This window comes from Terrihabitans soli (genome assembly GCF_014191545.1).
Taxonomy (GTDB): domain Bacteria; phylum Pseudomonadota; class Alphaproteobacteria; order Rhizobiales; family Methylopilaceae; genus Flaviflagellibacter; species Flaviflagellibacter soli.
Map to the genome: position 1 here is coordinate 897252 of NZ_AP023361.1, position 13282 is coordinate 910533.

The 13282-nt window shown below is 63.5% G+C and carries 15 protein-coding genes; 9 read left to right on the plus strand and 6 right to left on the minus strand.

Annotation, left to right across the window (positions count from 1 at the left end; genetic code table 11):
• Positions 1-8: 8 nt before the first annotated feature.
• The gene (locus IZ6_RS04760) at positions 9-989 is read right to left on the minus strand and encodes an L-threonylcarbamoyladenylate synthase (protein ID WP_222876864.1); all 981 of its coding nucleotides are present in this window, start codon (positions 987-989) and stop codon (positions 9-11) included.
• A 130-nt stretch (positions 990-1119) separates the two neighbouring features.
• On the opposite strand from IZ6_RS04760, the gene IZ6_RS04765 reads away from it, so the two are divergent.
• From IZ6_RS04765 to IZ6_RS04780, 4 genes are all read left to right on the plus strand, one after another.
• A complete protein-coding gene (locus IZ6_RS04765; RefSeq protein ID WP_222876865.1) occupies positions 1120-2046 on the plus strand; it encodes a histone deacetylase family protein in 927 nt (308 codons plus the stop codon).
• A complete protein-coding gene (locus tag IZ6_RS04770; protein ID WP_222877544.1) occupies positions 2043-2291 on the plus strand; it encodes an exodeoxyribonuclease VII small subunit in 249 nt (82 codons plus the stop codon). Before IZ6_RS04765 ends, IZ6_RS04770 begins: the two co-directional genes overlap by 4 nt.
• A 10-nt stretch (positions 2292-2301) precedes the next feature.
• Positions 2302-3279, plus strand: a complete 978-nt coding sequence (locus IZ6_RS04775; protein WP_222876866.1) for a magnesium transporter CorA family protein — start codon at positions 2302-2304, stop codon at positions 3277-3279.
• Positions 3280-3389: 110 nt separating this feature from the next.
• Positions 3390-5450, plus strand: coding sequence for a putative bifunctional diguanylate cyclase/phosphodiesterase (locus tag IZ6_RS04780; protein ID WP_222876867.1), 2061 nt, complete (start codon positions 3390-3392; stop codon positions 5448-5450).
• Between the two features lie 2 nt (positions 5451-5452).
• On the opposite strand, the gene IZ6_RS04785 is transcribed toward IZ6_RS04780, so the two are convergent.
• Both IZ6_RS04785 and pdxH read right to left on the minus strand, forming a co-directional pair.
• The gene (locus IZ6_RS04785; RefSeq protein ID WP_225874005.1) at positions 5453-6187 is read right to left on the minus strand and encodes an SDR family NAD(P)-dependent oxidoreductase; all 735 of its coding nucleotides are present in this window, start codon (positions 6185-6187) and stop codon (positions 5453-5455) included.
• A gap of 11 nt (positions 6188-6198) precedes the next feature.
• Entirely contained in the window at positions 6199-6840 is a 642-nt protein-coding gene (gene pdxH, locus IZ6_RS04790) for a pyridoxamine 5'-phosphate oxidase (protein WP_222876868.1), read from the minus strand.
• A 40-nt stretch (positions 6841-6880) separates the two neighbouring features.
• Between pdxH and IZ6_RS04795 the strand changes: the two genes are divergently transcribed.
• From IZ6_RS04795 to IZ6_RS04810, 4 genes are all read left to right on the plus strand, one after another.
• On the plus strand, positions 6881-7384 hold the full coding sequence (locus tag IZ6_RS04795) for an RT0821/Lpp0805 family surface protein (protein ID WP_225874047.1): 504 nt from the start codon (positions 6881-6883) through the stop codon (positions 7382-7384).
• Between the two features lie 84 nt (positions 7385-7468).
• Entirely contained in the window at positions 7469-8401 is a 933-nt protein-coding gene (locus IZ6_RS04800; RefSeq protein WP_222876870.1) for a DnaJ C-terminal domain-containing protein, read from the plus strand.
• A gap of 72 nt (positions 8402-8473) precedes the next feature.
• A complete protein-coding gene (gene fabI, locus IZ6_RS04805) occupies positions 8474-9295 on the plus strand; it encodes an enoyl-ACP reductase FabI (RefSeq protein ID WP_222876871.1) in 822 nt (273 codons plus the stop codon).
• Between the two features lie 6 nt (positions 9296-9301).
• Positions 9302-9889, plus strand: a complete 588-nt coding sequence (locus IZ6_RS04810) for a histidine phosphatase family protein (RefSeq protein ID WP_222876872.1) — start codon at positions 9302-9304, stop codon at positions 9887-9889.
• Here IZ6_RS04810 and IZ6_RS04815 read toward each other — a convergent pair.
• Genes IZ6_RS04815 through IZ6_RS04825 form a run of 3 tightly spaced genes read right to left on the minus strand, consistent with a single transcriptional unit; the run spans position 9861 to position 12431 of the window.
• On the minus strand, positions 9861-10439 hold the full coding sequence (locus IZ6_RS04815; protein WP_222876873.1) for a hypothetical protein: 579 nt from the start codon (positions 10437-10439) through the stop codon (positions 9861-9863). The two genes, IZ6_RS04810 and IZ6_RS04815, sit on opposite strands and share 29 nt — an antisense overlap.
• A gap of 39 nt (positions 10440-10478) precedes the next feature.
• Positions 10479-11555 (minus strand): class I SAM-dependent RNA methyltransferase, encoded by a 1077-nt coding sequence (locus IZ6_RS04820; RefSeq protein WP_222876874.1) that lies wholly within the window; start codon positions 11553-11555, stop codon positions 10479-10481.
• 42 nt (positions 11556-11597) lie between these two features.
• Positions 11598-12431, minus strand: coding sequence for an aldo/keto reductase (locus tag IZ6_RS04825; protein WP_222876875.1), 834 nt, complete (start codon positions 12429-12431; stop codon positions 11598-11600).
• A 71-nt stretch (positions 12432-12502) separates the two neighbouring features.
• Between IZ6_RS04825 and IZ6_RS04830 the strand changes: the two genes are divergently transcribed.
• The gene (locus IZ6_RS04830; RefSeq protein ID WP_222876876.1) at positions 12503-13282 is read left to right on the plus strand and encodes a DUF1499 domain-containing protein; all 780 of its coding nucleotides are present in this window, start codon (positions 12503-12505) and stop codon (positions 13280-13282) included.

The following is a 13282-nucleotide window of genomic DNA, read 5'->3' on the forward strand; positions in this document are numbered from 1 at the left end:
GGTGAGGGCTAGCGCGCCGCCGCGCGCTTCAGCCGGTCATTGATCGCCTCGCCGAGCCCGTGTTCGGGGACCGGCGCCACGGCAATCGCGGAAGGCCCGAGCGCATCGAGCTCGCGAAGATAGGCGAAGAGATTTGCGGCGGCCTCCGAAAGATCGCCCGAGGGCGACAGGTTGAGGTGGGCGATGCCGCGCCCGCCCAAAGGCTCTGTTGCGCCGAAGCCGAGAAAGGCCTCGTTCGAAGCGACGTCTTCGGCGTTGAGGCGCACAAGAGCGTTCGGCGCGTAATGCTGGGCGAGCATGCCCGGTGCCTGCACGGCCTCGGTGGCTTCTGCGAGTTTTTCGCCGAGCGCGCGTTCGATGTCCTCGCGCGCAAGGCCGCCGGGACGCAGGAGGCGCACCGGCTCGCCCGGCAGGCAGGCGATGACGGTCGATTCGACGCCGATCTCGGTGCGGCCATCATTGATGATGATCGCGACTTTGCCGGCGAGATCGTGTGCGACATGTTCGGCCGAGGTCGGCGAGACGCGGCCGGACGCGTTGGCGGAGGGGGCGACGACCGGCGCGCCGAATTCGTCGAGCAGTTTTTGCGCGACGGGATGGGACGGCACGCGGATCGCAACGGTCGGAAGGCCGGCGCGCGCCAGCTCATGCACCGGGCAATCTTGCGTGGAGGGCACGACGAGCGTCAGCGGGCCGGGCCAGAATGCCGCGCCGAGCTTTTCTGCGCGCGCATCGAACGCGCCGATTTTCCGCGCATCTTCGAGCGAGACGGTGTGGGCGATCAGCGGATTGAAACTCGGCCGGCCTTTGGCGGCGAAGATCTTGGCGACGGCGACACCGTTGCGCGCATCGGCGCCGAGCCCGTAGACGGTCTCGGTCGGGAAGGCGACGAGTTCGCCTGAGGCCAAAGCCCAGGAGGCCTGGCCGAGGGCTTCCGAAGTCGGCGGCAGGATTTTGGTCACGGACGGGGCTTTTTCGGGGGCGGTCACAATGTCTGCCTACACGCACTTGAGATGAAGGGAAACTCGCCAACATAAGGGATAGGAGAAAGTCTTGCCTTCCGCGGCGGGGCAGTGTTCCCTCCGGCCCAATCCCTATCCCGAAATGAGGCTCAAGCCCTTGGCCACACTTCTTCTGCACCACCCGACCTTTGCCAATCACAAGACCTCGGCCGGCCATCCGGAGAGGCCGGATCGCTACCGCGCGGTCGAGGCGGTTCTGGGCCAGCAGGAATTCGACGGGCTTGTGCGCGAGAAGGCCGAAATGGCCGATCTCGACACCACCCGTTACGTCCACACCGACCGCTATGTCGATGCGCTGCAGGATGCGCGCCCGAATGAGGGCTATGTCTATCTCGACGGCGACACGATGATGGAGCCTTCGACCTGGGAGGTCGTGCTGCGCGGTGTCGGCGGCACCCTTCAGGCGGTCGACAAGGTTCTCGACGGCGAAGTGCAGAATGCCTTCGTCGCCTGCCGCCCGCCCGGTCATCATGCCGAGAGCGAGCGGGCGATGGGCTTTTGCCTGTTCAACAATATCGGCATCGGTGCGCGCCATGCGCAGAAGAAGCACGGGCTGAAGCGCGTTGCGATCGTCGATTTCGACGTCCATCACGGCAATGGCACCCAGGAAATCTTTTATTCCGATCCGAGCGTGCTCTACGCCTCGACCCATCAGATGCCGCTTTATCCGGGCACGGGCGCGGCGCGCGAAACCGGCGTCGGCAATATTTTCAACGCGCCTCTGGCGCCGGGCGATGGCGGCGACAAGCTGCGCGCCGCGTTCGAGGGCAAAATCCTGCCGGCGCTCGACACGTTCAAGCCTGAACTGATCATCGTCTCCGCCGGCTTTGACGCCCATGAGCGCGATCCGCTCGGCTCCTTGCGCATGACGGCGGAGGATTTCGCCTGGGTGACGCGGGCGCTGATGAAATCGGCCGAGAAGAACTGCGAGGGACGTCTCGTCTCTGTCTTGGAAGGCGGCTACGATCTGCAGGGGCTTGCGGATTCGGTTGGCGCCCATGTCGGCGAACTGATGAAAGGCTGAACGTGGCGGAAACCGATATCGCGAAATTGCCCTTCGAGCAGGCGCTGGCCGAGCTCGAAGAGAGCGTCAAAGCGCTGGAGCGTGGTGACGTCCCGCTCGAAAAATCGATCTCGCTCTATGAGCGTGGCGTCAAACTCAAGGAACATTGCGATCGGCTTTTGAAGGCGGCTGAGGCGCGCGTCGAGAAAATCACGACGGATGCGTCCGGCAAGCCTGTCGGATCGACGCCGCTCGATCCGGCGTGATCCTAAAAGCATGCTGACGATCTACACGCCGACTTCCGGACCGCTCGACAACAAAGTATGGCAGTCCGGCGAACCCATACCGCAGGAAGCGGTATGGCTCGATCTTCTCGATCCGACCGTTGAAGAAGACAAAGCCGTCGAGCAGTTCATCGGCATTCTGATCCCGACCGTTGAAGAGATGCGCGAGATCGAAAGTTCGAGCCGTCTCTATGTCGAGAACGGCGCGCGTTACATGACAGCCTCGGTGATGGCCGGCGCCGATAGCGGCCGTCCCGGCCTTGTGAACGTCAGCTTCATTCTTGCCGGCAACCGCCTCATCACAGTGCGCCATACCGAGCCGCGTGTGCTGAAGCTCTACATCCAGCGCGTCTGTTCGATCGCAAAGCCCCCGGAAACCGGCGAAGCCGTTCTGATGGGACTGCTCGAAGCTGTGATCGACCGCACGGCCGATATCATCGAACATGTCGGTATGGACGTCGATATCGTCTCGCAGCGTGTGTTCGGCCGGCACAAAGGTCCGATCCGCGCCAAGAAGGATTTCATGGAGATCATGCGCGAGATCGGCGCGCAGGGCGATCTTGCGTCTATGGCGCGTGAGAGTCTCGTCTCGCTGACGCGCGTCGTCGGCTATCTCCTCGGCGAATTCGATGGCCTGAAAGTGTGCTCGGGCTCGCTCGAAGCGCTGAACGTCATGCGGCGCGACCTCAATTCGCTGCGCGAGCACACATCCTATCTCAACGACAAGGTCACGTTTCTGCTCGACGCCACGGTCGGCATGGTGACGATCGAACAGAACGATCTTGTGAAGCTGTTCTCTGTCGTGTCCGTCATCCTGATGCCGCCAATGCTGATCGCGTCGATCTACGGCATGAATTTCGAGCACATGCCCGAACTCGCCAAACCCTGGGCCTATCCGGCGGCGCTTATCGCGATGCTGGTCTCCGCCGTCGTCCCTTATCTCGTTTTCCGCCTGAACCGCTGGCTCTAGCCTGTCCGGACACGGCTTTAACGCCGCGTTCACTTTGACCGCCTTTTGGGCAGCGGATTCACCTTCCAGCATCCTTCACCCTTTATGGTGGTGATCCAGGGGAAACGACCATGCACGAGCAGCTAACAGCAGCCGTGACCTCAGGCCACGATCACAGACTTGTCCTTCTGGCGACAAGTCTTTGTGTGTTCGGCGCAATCGCCGCAACGCGCGTGTTGCAGTTTGCACTTTCCTCAACCGGTTCGCGCCGTCACATCTGGACGGCGGCGGCCGCCCTTGTCGGCGGTGTCGCTATCTGGGCGACCTTCCTCATCGCGACCTTCGCCTTCAATCCGGGCGTTGCGGTTTCCTACGCTATTCTTCCCGCGCTGATGTCGCTTGCGGCTGCCATTGTCATGACAGGGCTTGCCTTTGCGGTCTTTACGCGCCGCGAGGCTTGGGCGCCGATCCTTGCGGGCGCGCTGCTCGGATATGGATTTGCGACGGCCGATTTCCTCAGTCTGTCCTCGCTGCAGATCGCCGGCCATTTTGCCTGGGATGCGACCGCTCTGGTGATGCCGCTGGTCTATGCCTTCGGCTTCAGCGTTCTGGCTTTTCTGGCCATCCGCGGCCTGCCGAACGATCGCGGGCTTTTGTCCGGCTCGGTCGCTCTCGTTGCCGGCGCGCTGACGCTGCATTTTACCGGAACAGATGCGCTGTCCGTCGTCGCCGATCCTGCGGCTCACTTCGTGCCGAGCCCGGTGCCCAATGCGATCTTTGCAGCGGCCGCGGCCGTTGTCGCCTGCTTTGTCTTTGCGATCGTTCTCGTCTGTGTGGTGTGCGATCAGTATATGGCCGCGGGCCGCGCCGAAGCGGAACGCCGCCTTCATTACATGACCTATCACGACCCGCTCACGGGTCTGCCGAACCGCGCTTTTCTCAACGACGCTCTGCGCGCGCGTCTTGAAGAGGCCGAGCGGGTAGGCGGGCAGGTCGCGCTTCTGGCGGTCAATCTCGACCGCTTCAAACAGATCAACGATATTTTTGGCCATCAGGCGGGCGACAATCTTCTGCGCTCGGTTGCGTCCACGATAGGCGGCGAACTGCGCGCCGGAGAAATCCTTGCCCGTGTCGGCGGCGACGAATTTCTGGTCGTTCAGTCAGGCGTTGCGCAGCCGGAAGGCGCCGAACATCTGGCGCGGCGTCTGCTCGATAGCCTGGCGCGCGATATCGATGTCGAGGGAACGACGTTGAGCACCGCGGCCTCCATCGGCATTGCGCTTTATCCGCGTGACGGCGAAACCGTGACGAGCTTGCATCCGAATGCCGATGCCGCGCTCTCGCGCGCCAAGGAAGAACTGCGCGGCAGCTACCGCTTCTTCGAGCCGGAAATGGATTTGCAGCTGCGCGCCCGCCGCCAGCTGCAGATGGATATGCGCGATGCGCTGAAGCGCGATGAGTTCTGTCTCTACTATCAGCCGCAGGCCGAAACCCTGACCGGCGTCATTTCGGGTTTCGAGGCCCTTGTGCGCTGGGAGCATCCCAAGCGCGGCCTCATTTCGCCAAGCGATTTTGTGCCCGAGGCGGAAGAGAACGGCTTCATTGTCGAACTCGGCGAATTCGTCCTTCGCACAGCCTGCAAGGAAGCCGCTAGCTGGGCGAAGCCTCTGGCGATTTCGGTCAATCTGTCACCGGTTCAGTTCCAGCACGGCGATCTTGTCGAAACCGTGCGCCAGGTGCTGCGCGAGACGGGCCTCGATCCGGAACGGCTCGAGCTTGAGATCACCGAGAGCGTTCTGATCGACGACATATCGCGTGCACTCGATATTCTGAAACAGCTGAAGGGGCTCGGCGTCCTCGTCGCCATGGACGATTTCGGCACCGGCTATTCTTCGCTCGCTTATTTGCAGGCGTTTCCGTTTGACCGCATCAAGATCGACCGGTCGTTCATCGCCGCGCTGCACGAGAACAAGCATTCGGAAGCGATCATCCGCGCCATTGTCGGCCTCGGCCGCGGCCTCGACGTGCCGGTTACCGCCGAAGGCGTGGAAACCCAGGCGCAGCAGGCCTTCCTGGCCGAACTCGATTGCGCGGAAATCCAGGGCTATCTCATCGGCAAGCCGCAGCCGATCGGGCTTCTTGCACCGCATCTCGGCGGCGACGAGAAAAAGGCGACCAAACAGGTCGCGTGACCTCAGACGTGCTGGCCGCCGTTTATGTGCAGCTCGGCGCCGTTCACATAGGTCGATTGTTCCGAACACAAGAAGTAGATCGCGCTCGCCACTTCTTCGGGGCGGCCGAGCCGCTGCAGCGGAATCTGCTCGACGATCTTTTCCGTTCCCGGCGACAGGATGGATGTGTCGATCTCGCCCGGCGCGATGGAATTGACGCGAATGCCGTGCGCGCCGAAATCCGATGCCATTTCGCGGGTGAGGGATGCGAGCGCCGCTTTCGACGTCGCGTAAGCCGCGCCGGCAAAAGGATGCACGCGCGAACCGGCGATCGACGACACATTGACGATCGCGCCATTGCCGGCCTTCAGCTCGGTGAGCAATCCGCGCGCCAGAACGATGGGTGCGAAAAAGTTGACCTGAAACACATGCAGCCAGTCTTCGACCGGTGTTTCGATCGTGCCGAGGCGCGCGCCGCCTTCACCCTTCGGTGAAATCGCCGCATTGTTGACGAGGGCGTGCAATTGCCCGCCGTCGAGACGTTTGCGGACTTCGGCGATGGCTGACTTCGTGTTTGCAAGATCCGACAAATCGACCTGCAGATGGTCTTCGGGCCCCGCCGCCCAGGGGCAGTTTTCGGGGAAGGCGTGACGCGAGGCGGTAATGACGCGCCATCCCGCGGCTGAGAATCGTTTCACCGTCGCATGGCCGATGCCGCGCGAGGCGCCGGTAAGAAGAAGCGTGCGGCGTTCGGCCAAACTAAAAACCTCTATGGATAAAGCCGCGTCTTCGTCCAGGCCGTATCCGGATTGGGACGGCTGAAGACGATGCGGTCATGTTTGCGGAATGGGCGGTCGTGCCAGAACTCGATCGACAGCGGCACGACGCGATAGCCGCCCCAATGCGGCGGGCGCGGCACGGTCTTGCCGTCATATTTCTTTTCGGTGGCGGCGATGGCGGCGTCGAATTCTGCGCGCGTGAAGAGCGCGCGCGATTGCTGCGAGGCCCAGGCGGCGATCTGGCTGTCGCGCGGGCGCGAGGCGAAATAGGCATCCGAGTCGGCAGCGCCGGTGCGCTCGACCGTGCCGCGAACCCTGACCTGCCGGTTCAGGCTCTTCCAGTGAAAAACGAGCGCAGCTTGCGGGTTTGCCTCAAGCTCGCCGCCTTTCTGGCTTTCTGAGTTGGTGTAGAAGACAAAGCCATTGGAGTCGGCGGCCTTCAGCAGAACGATGCGGACATTGGGCAACAGATTGGCATCTGCCGTCGCAAGCGCCATCGCATTGGGATCGTTGGGCTCTTTCTCTCTGGCCTCGGTAAACCACAGTTCAAACAGCGAAAATGGGTCTCCAGCGTTGGTGAAGTCATTCTTCATTAAGATTTCCGGGGTTCCATTTGAATAAACTTCGTGCATGTTACGCTTTGCCGGAGAGGGCCAAGGGGCTTCGGAGTTGATGTATAGCCTATCGCGTTTTCGCCGTCCCGCTGCCGCGCGCCTTGCCGCGCTGAGCCTCCTATCGATTCCTCTCTGCGCCTGCAGCATGCCGATGGGCTCGCTCATGGGCAGCGATGACAAGCCGGATGTGACGGCCACGGGCAGCGCCGCCACCGGCCGCGCCGCTGCCGGCAGCCCGCAGCTTGCTACGGTGAGCAACACCTCCGTTGCTCCCTCCAATATCCCGCTCAGCGCCGCCGACTGGAACTATGCCCGTGGGGCGCTCGGTCTGGCCCTGACCTCCAACGAGACCGGCCCGCCGGTACCGTGGGCCAACCCGGAAACCGGGGCGCGGGGCAATTTCGCTCCTGCCGCGGCCGCCGTGCAGGCCGATGGCCGCACCTGCCGCGATTTCGTTGCCACCCGCAGCGAGCACGGCAAGGAAGTTCAGCTGTCCGGCCGCGCCTGCCGGACCCCCGAAGGTCAGTGGGATATTTCCGAGACGACCAAGACGGCTCTCTGATCCGTCTGTTGCATTTCAGCAACAAAAACCTACATCCCGGCCAAGCCTTTACCGAACCCAGGTGTTGAGGGACAAACTACGCGCATGCGCGATCCATATGATGTCTTGAGTGTGCCCCGGGGGGCCAGCGAAGCCGAGATCAAGAAGGCTTTCCGCAAACTCGCCAAGACGCACCATCCCGACAAAAGCAAAGACCCCAAGGCCAAGGAGAAGTTCGCTGAGATCTCCTCGGCTTACGATCTTTTGTCCGATGCCCAGAAGCGGGGCCAGTTCGACCGCGGCGAGATCGACGCCGAGGGCAAGCCGCGCTTTCGCGGATTCGAGGGCTTTGGCGGGCAGGGCCAGGGCGGCCCCGGTTTCGGCACCGGCCGGTCGCACAAGACCTTCACCTGGGGCGCCGGCGACGGAGCCGGCGGCGGTTTTTCGGCCGAAGATATTTTCGATCTGTTCGGCGGCATGGGCGGCCGCGGCGGCCCGCGCCAGCAGCAGGCTCCCGCCGGTCAGGATCTGGCAGCGGATGTCACCGTGCCCTTCGTCGATTGGGCGATGGGCGGCAAGGTCCGCGTCAATCTCCTGCATGGCAAGGAACTCGATGTCGCGATCCCGGCCGGTATCGAGGAAGGCAAGACCATCCGGCTCAAAGGGCAGGGCGCGGCGTCCCCCTATGGCGGCCCGGCGGGCGACGTCCTGATCACGGTGCGCATCGCTTCGCATCCGCAATTCCGCGCCGAGGGCAAGAATATCCGCGTCGAAATTCCGGTCACCTTCTATGAGGCGGTGCTCGGAGCGAAGATCCGCGTCCCGACGCTCGACGGCACGGTCGAGCTGACGCTGCCGCCCAAGACCACGGGCAAGGGAGCGCTGCGCCTCAAAGGCAAAGGCGTGCAGGCAAAGCCGGTGCCGGGCGATCTTCTGGTCTCGCCGCGCATTGTCATGCCGGAAGGGCCGGACGCCGAGCTCGAAAATCTCGCCAAGCGCATGAAGGACGGCGCGCCTTACGACCCGCGTAAGGGTTGAGGCTTCGCCTCTTCGCCTTGAAGCGGCAATCGGGCCATGCCATACCGCCGCTCTCTCAGGTCAGGGGTTATTATGAGCGATGCGAAAGGCTTGATGGCGGGCAAACGGGGGTTGATCCTCGGCGTCGCCAATAATCGCTCTATCGCCTGGGGCATCGCCAAGGCCGCCGCCAATCACGGCGCGGAACTCGCGCTGACCTGGCAGGGCGATGCCTTGAAAAAGCGTGTCGAGCCGCTGGCAGCTGAGCTCGGCGCGATGCTGGCCGGCGAATGCGACGTCACCAACACCGCAAGCCTCGATGCCGTCTTCGCCAAGATCGAGAAGGAATGGGGGCGTCTCGATTTCGTCGTCCACGCCGTTGCCTTCTCCGACAAGGACGAACTCGACGGCCGCTATGTCGATACGACCTCGGCGAACTTCGACAAGACGCTCAACATCTCCTGCTATTCATTTACCGCTGTCGCGCAGCGCGCCGAAAAGCTGATGACCAATGGCGGCTCGCTTCTGACGCTGACCTATTACGGCGCCGAGAAATGGATGCCGCATTACAATGTCATGGGCGTTGCGAAAGCCGCGCTCGAAGCCAGCGTCCGCTATCTCGCCGCCGATCTCGGCGAGAAGGCGATCCGCGTCAATGCGCTCTCGGCCGGTCCGATTAAGACGCTCGCCGCATCGGGCATCGGCGATTTCCGTTACATTCTGAAATGGAACGAGCTGAACTCGCCGCTGCGCCGCACAGTCACGATCGATGAAGTCGGCGACAGCGCGCTCTATTTCCTGTCCGACCTGTCGCGCGGCGTCACCGGCGAAGTGCATCACATCGATGCCGGCTACCACATCGTCGGCATGAAGCATCCCGACGCGCCCGACATCGCGGTCGCCAAGGAGCCGTAACTCTCCTTGTCACTCGCGCATCCCCTCTGCATCGTCCGGCACGGCGAAACCGACTGGAATGTCGAAGGGCGTCTCCAGGGCCAGCGCGATATTGATCTCAACGGCCGCGGCCGCGATCAGGCGGCCGCCGTCGGTCAGATCCTCAAGAGCGATCATCCCGAAATTCTGACATTCGATTTCGTCTCAAGCCCGCTTGCGCGTGCGCAGGACACGATGCGGCTGATGCGTGGCGCGATGGGCCTCGACCCGGACGCGTTCCGGCTCGACGACCGGCTGAAGGAACTCACTTTCGGCGCCTGGGAAGGCTTCACCTGGCGCGAGATGGTGGAACGCGATCCGCAGGGCAGCGCGGCGCGCGAGGCCGATAAATGGGCCTATTGCCCGCCGGGCGGTGAAAGCTATGAGATGCTCTCAACACGTATCGCTGTGTGGCTCGCGGATTTGAAGGGCCCGACGCTTGCCGTCACGCATGGCGGCGTCGCGCGCGTTCTGCTCGGTCTTATCGTCGGCGTGTCGCAGAAAGAACTGCCGCTGCGCGACATCAAGCAGGGACGGGCGCTGCTGTTCAGCGGCGCTGACGCACGCTGGGTTTGACGGTCTCGAAAAGCTCGGTGAAGAACCGCGTCAGCTTCTTTTTTCCGCCTCTGATCGCCGGCCCGTAAATCCGGACATTCTTCTTCTTGCCGAACGTCGTCGGCATGGTGTCGAGTTCGACCGAGGCGCTGCGCGTCTTCTTCAGCCCGGCGATCTCCGTCCAGCGCAGATAGTGCCGCTTTATCTGCAGCACTTCGATTCCTTCACTGCTGATCCGGAGAATGTAGGGGCGCGTTGCGAGGCGCAGAAAGAACAGAGCGCCGCCAAGACTGGCGAGCGCGACGATGCTCCTCAGCACGAAGCGCAGCGGTGCGTCGCCGAGATTGAGGACGATGATGACGCCTCCGGCGGGACCTGAACCGCCATAGTCGATCGCGTCCCCCGGGTTCAGCGCCCAGCCGCCGCTCAGAATGAAAAGCCAGGCCATCAGCGCGCCGATGATGATGAGTTTGACGCGGGCGGGAGGTATGTCGCGGAAAAGGCCAAGCTCGGCGGCCAGCTTCTCGACGATGGCGCGGCGCTGATCGGAGGAGACGATGGGTCGAGACATGGCCCCGAACCCTGAGGTTCAAAGCTTAAAATCTCGCTCTCAGCGCGTCAGAACCGCGACCGCTTCGACATGCGCCGAATGGCGGAACTGATCGACCGGCGTGACGATGCCGGGCTTGAAGCCGCCCTCGGTCAGGATTTTCAGATCGCGGGCAAATGTGCCGGGATTGCAGGACACCGCAACGACGCGGTTGACGCGCGAGCGCATGATCTCCCAGGCCTGCGCTTCGGCGCCGGCGCGCGGCGGATCGAAGACGACGGCATCCATGGCGTTGAGTTCGCCGGTCGTCACCGGGCGGCGGAACAGATCGCGGCCCTCGATCGTGATCCTTTTCAATCCGGCGGTGGCCCGCCAGGCGCGGTCGAGAGAGGCCAAAGCGTCACGATTGTTTTCATAGGCTTTGACTTCGGCAAAGACGGCGATGCGCAAAGTGAACGTGCCCGAACCCGCAAAGAGGTCGCCGACCTGTTTTGCGCCTTCGAGATGTTCGAGCACGAGCCGCACGAGGACTTCCTCACCGGCCTGCGTCGCCTGCAGGAAGCCGCCCGGCGGCGGCACGACTTCGGCATGGCCGAAGCGCACCACGGGCGGGCGCATCTCGACCACGGTGTCGCCGTGGACGGCGAGGCGGGCAAGGCCTGTCTGTCCGGCGATCTCGACAAGCCCGAGCCTCAGCTTTTCCGGAATCTTGCCGGCGCCGCGCAGATCGATGTCGAGTCCGGTCTCGGTTGAGGTGACCACCGCATCGATCGGCTTCTTCAGACCGAGAAGATGTTTGGCGAGCAGCCGTACCGGTTCCGCCGCCGCCTGCACTGCGGGCAGGAGGATCGGGCATTCATGTTCGGCAAGGTCCACAATCCGGTGCGAGCGAGCTTCGGAAAAGCCGACGCGCAGAACGCCGTCTTCGCCGCGGCGGGCATGGAAGGTGGCCCTGCGGCGGCCAGTGCCATGTGCGTCGATGCACGGCGCGACCTCAGCCTCGACGCCGGCATTGCGCAGAGCGGCCGCAACCGACTCGCGTTTGGCGGCGAGCTGTTCGTCGAGCGGAATGGTCTGCAGGGCGCAGCCGCCACACAGTGGCGCTTCCGCCACATCTCCGTCCAGGACATCGGTCACGGACTAAAACCTCAATCTATTCAGCGCTGTGCGTACACTCTTTCACAGCATTTCGAGGCCGCGTTTGCGCGTCGGCGGCGGGAAGGCCTTGTCCATCGCGGCCAGATCGGAAGCGTCGAGCACGACATCCGCCGCCGCGCGGTTGGCCTTTACATGGTCCGGGTTCGAGGCTTTGGGAATGGCGATGACGCCGGGATTGCGCATGGCCCAGGCCAAAGCGATCTGGAACGGGCCCACGCCATGCTTCTTGGCAATGTCGCCGAGCGGGCCCGAGGTTGGAAGGCGGCCCTGTTCGATCGGGCTATAGGCCATGGCCGGAATCTCGTTTTTCGCCAGGAAGGGCAGGAGATCGAATTCCGGTCCGCGGCGGGTCGGATTGTAGAGGATTTGGTTGACGGCACAGGCTTCGCCGCCCTCCACATCGAGCAGCTCTTCCATATCGTCGGTGTCGAGATTGGAAACGCCCCAATGGCGGATGAGGCCGTCGGCCTTGAGGGCCTCCATGCCGCGCACCGTCTCTTCGAACGGTACGCTGCCGCGCCAATGCAGGAGATAGAGATCGATGACTTCGGTATCCATGCGTTTCAGGCTGCGTTCGGCCGCGGCGCGCACGCCCTTGAAGCTCGCATTGTGCGGGTAGACCTTCGAGACGAGGAAGACCTTGTCGCGGATGCCCTTCAGAGCCTCCGACAGCATCGCCTCGGCACCGCCATCGGCATACATTTCGGCGGTGTCGACGAGAGTCATGCCGAGATCGACCCCGAGACGGATGGCGTCGGCCTCGGCTTTGCGCCGCTCGGCCCGCTCGCCCATGAACCAGGTTCCCTGGCCGAGCTGCGCTACTTTTTCGCCACCCGGCAGAACGACTTCACGCATGTTCCCGATCTCCGCTTTTCCGCATCGTCCTCTCCCACAAGGGGAGAGGTGGGCGCAACCCCGCTCGCGCCTTGCAGCTTGCCGCGCAATGGCGCAAACCCGTCACCGCCATGATGGATGAACCCTTTACCCCCGCCGCGGTCTGGTCGCGCCGGCTCGGCATTTTTGCGATCCCAGTGGCGGGGCTGGCCGTTGTCGCGCAGCGCGCCGGCAAGATCGACTTCAATGCGGCGGTGGCCGCGCTCGGCTCGGGCATGGCGCTCGCCGTCATCGCCATCCTTCTCGGCATCGCCGCCTTCGCCATCATCTGGGTGCACGGCAATCGCGGTGCGGGTGCTGCGACCGCCGGCATTCTGGCCGGCATTCTCGTCCTGTCGGCGCCTGCCTATTTCCTCGTGCGCGGCTGGGAATTGCCGGCGCTTGCCGATATCGCGACCGATCCGGCAAATCCGCCGGCCTTTGTCTTTGTCGGCGCCGAGCGTAAGCCCGGCGAAAACCCGCTTGCCTATCCCGGCGAAAGCGCGGCTGTCGCGCAGATGGCGGCCTATCCGGATATCCAGCCGCTGCGTGTCTCGCAGCCGCCGGACGAAGTGCATGCGCTCGCTTTGCAGCTCGTCGAATCGCGCGGCTGGCGCGTTCTCGATTCCGGCTACACCTCACGCCGCATCGAGGCGGTGGCGACCTCGCTGATTTTGAAAATGTCGGACGATGTCGTGATCACCGTGAACCCGGACGGAACGGGCGCGCGCGTCGATATGCGCTCGGCCTCGCGGCGCGGCGATCGCGATCTCGGCACCAATGCCCAGCGCATTCGCGCCTATCTCGCCGAACTTGCGGCGCAAGCGCGCTAA

Bases quoted from the DNA above. Each gene is read 5' to 3' on its own strand.
- IZ6_RS04775 (WP_222876866.1), top strand. From the start codon at position 2,302: ATGCTGACGATCTACACGCCGACTTCCGGACCGCTCGACAACAAAGTA.
- IZ6_RS04780 (WP_222876867.1), top strand. From the start codon at position 3,390: ATGCACGAGCAGCTAACAGCAGCCGTGACCTCAGGCCACGATCACAGA.
- pdxH (WP_222876868.1), bottom strand. From the start codon at position 6,840: ATGCACGAAGTTTATTCAAATGGAACCCCGGAAATCTTAATGAAGAAT.
- IZ6_RS04795 (WP_225874047.1), top strand. From the start codon at position 6,881: ATGTATAGCCTATCGCGTTTTCGCCGTCCCGCTGCCGCGCGCCTTGCC.
- IZ6_RS04800 (WP_222876870.1), top strand. From the start codon at position 7,469: ATGCGCGATCCATATGATGTCTTGAGTGTGCCCCGGGGGGCCAGCGAA.
- fabI (WP_222876871.1), top strand. From the start codon at position 8,474: ATGAGCGATGCGAAAGGCTTGATGGCGGGCAAACGGGGGTTGATCCTC.
- IZ6_RS04815 (WP_222876873.1), bottom strand. From the start codon at position 10,439: ATGTCTCGACCCATCGTCTCCTCCGATCAGCGCCGCGCCATCGTCGAG.
- IZ6_RS04825 (WP_222876875.1), bottom strand. From the start codon at position 12,431: ATGCGTGAAGTCGTTCTGCCGGGTGGCGAAAAAGTAGCGCAGCTCGGC.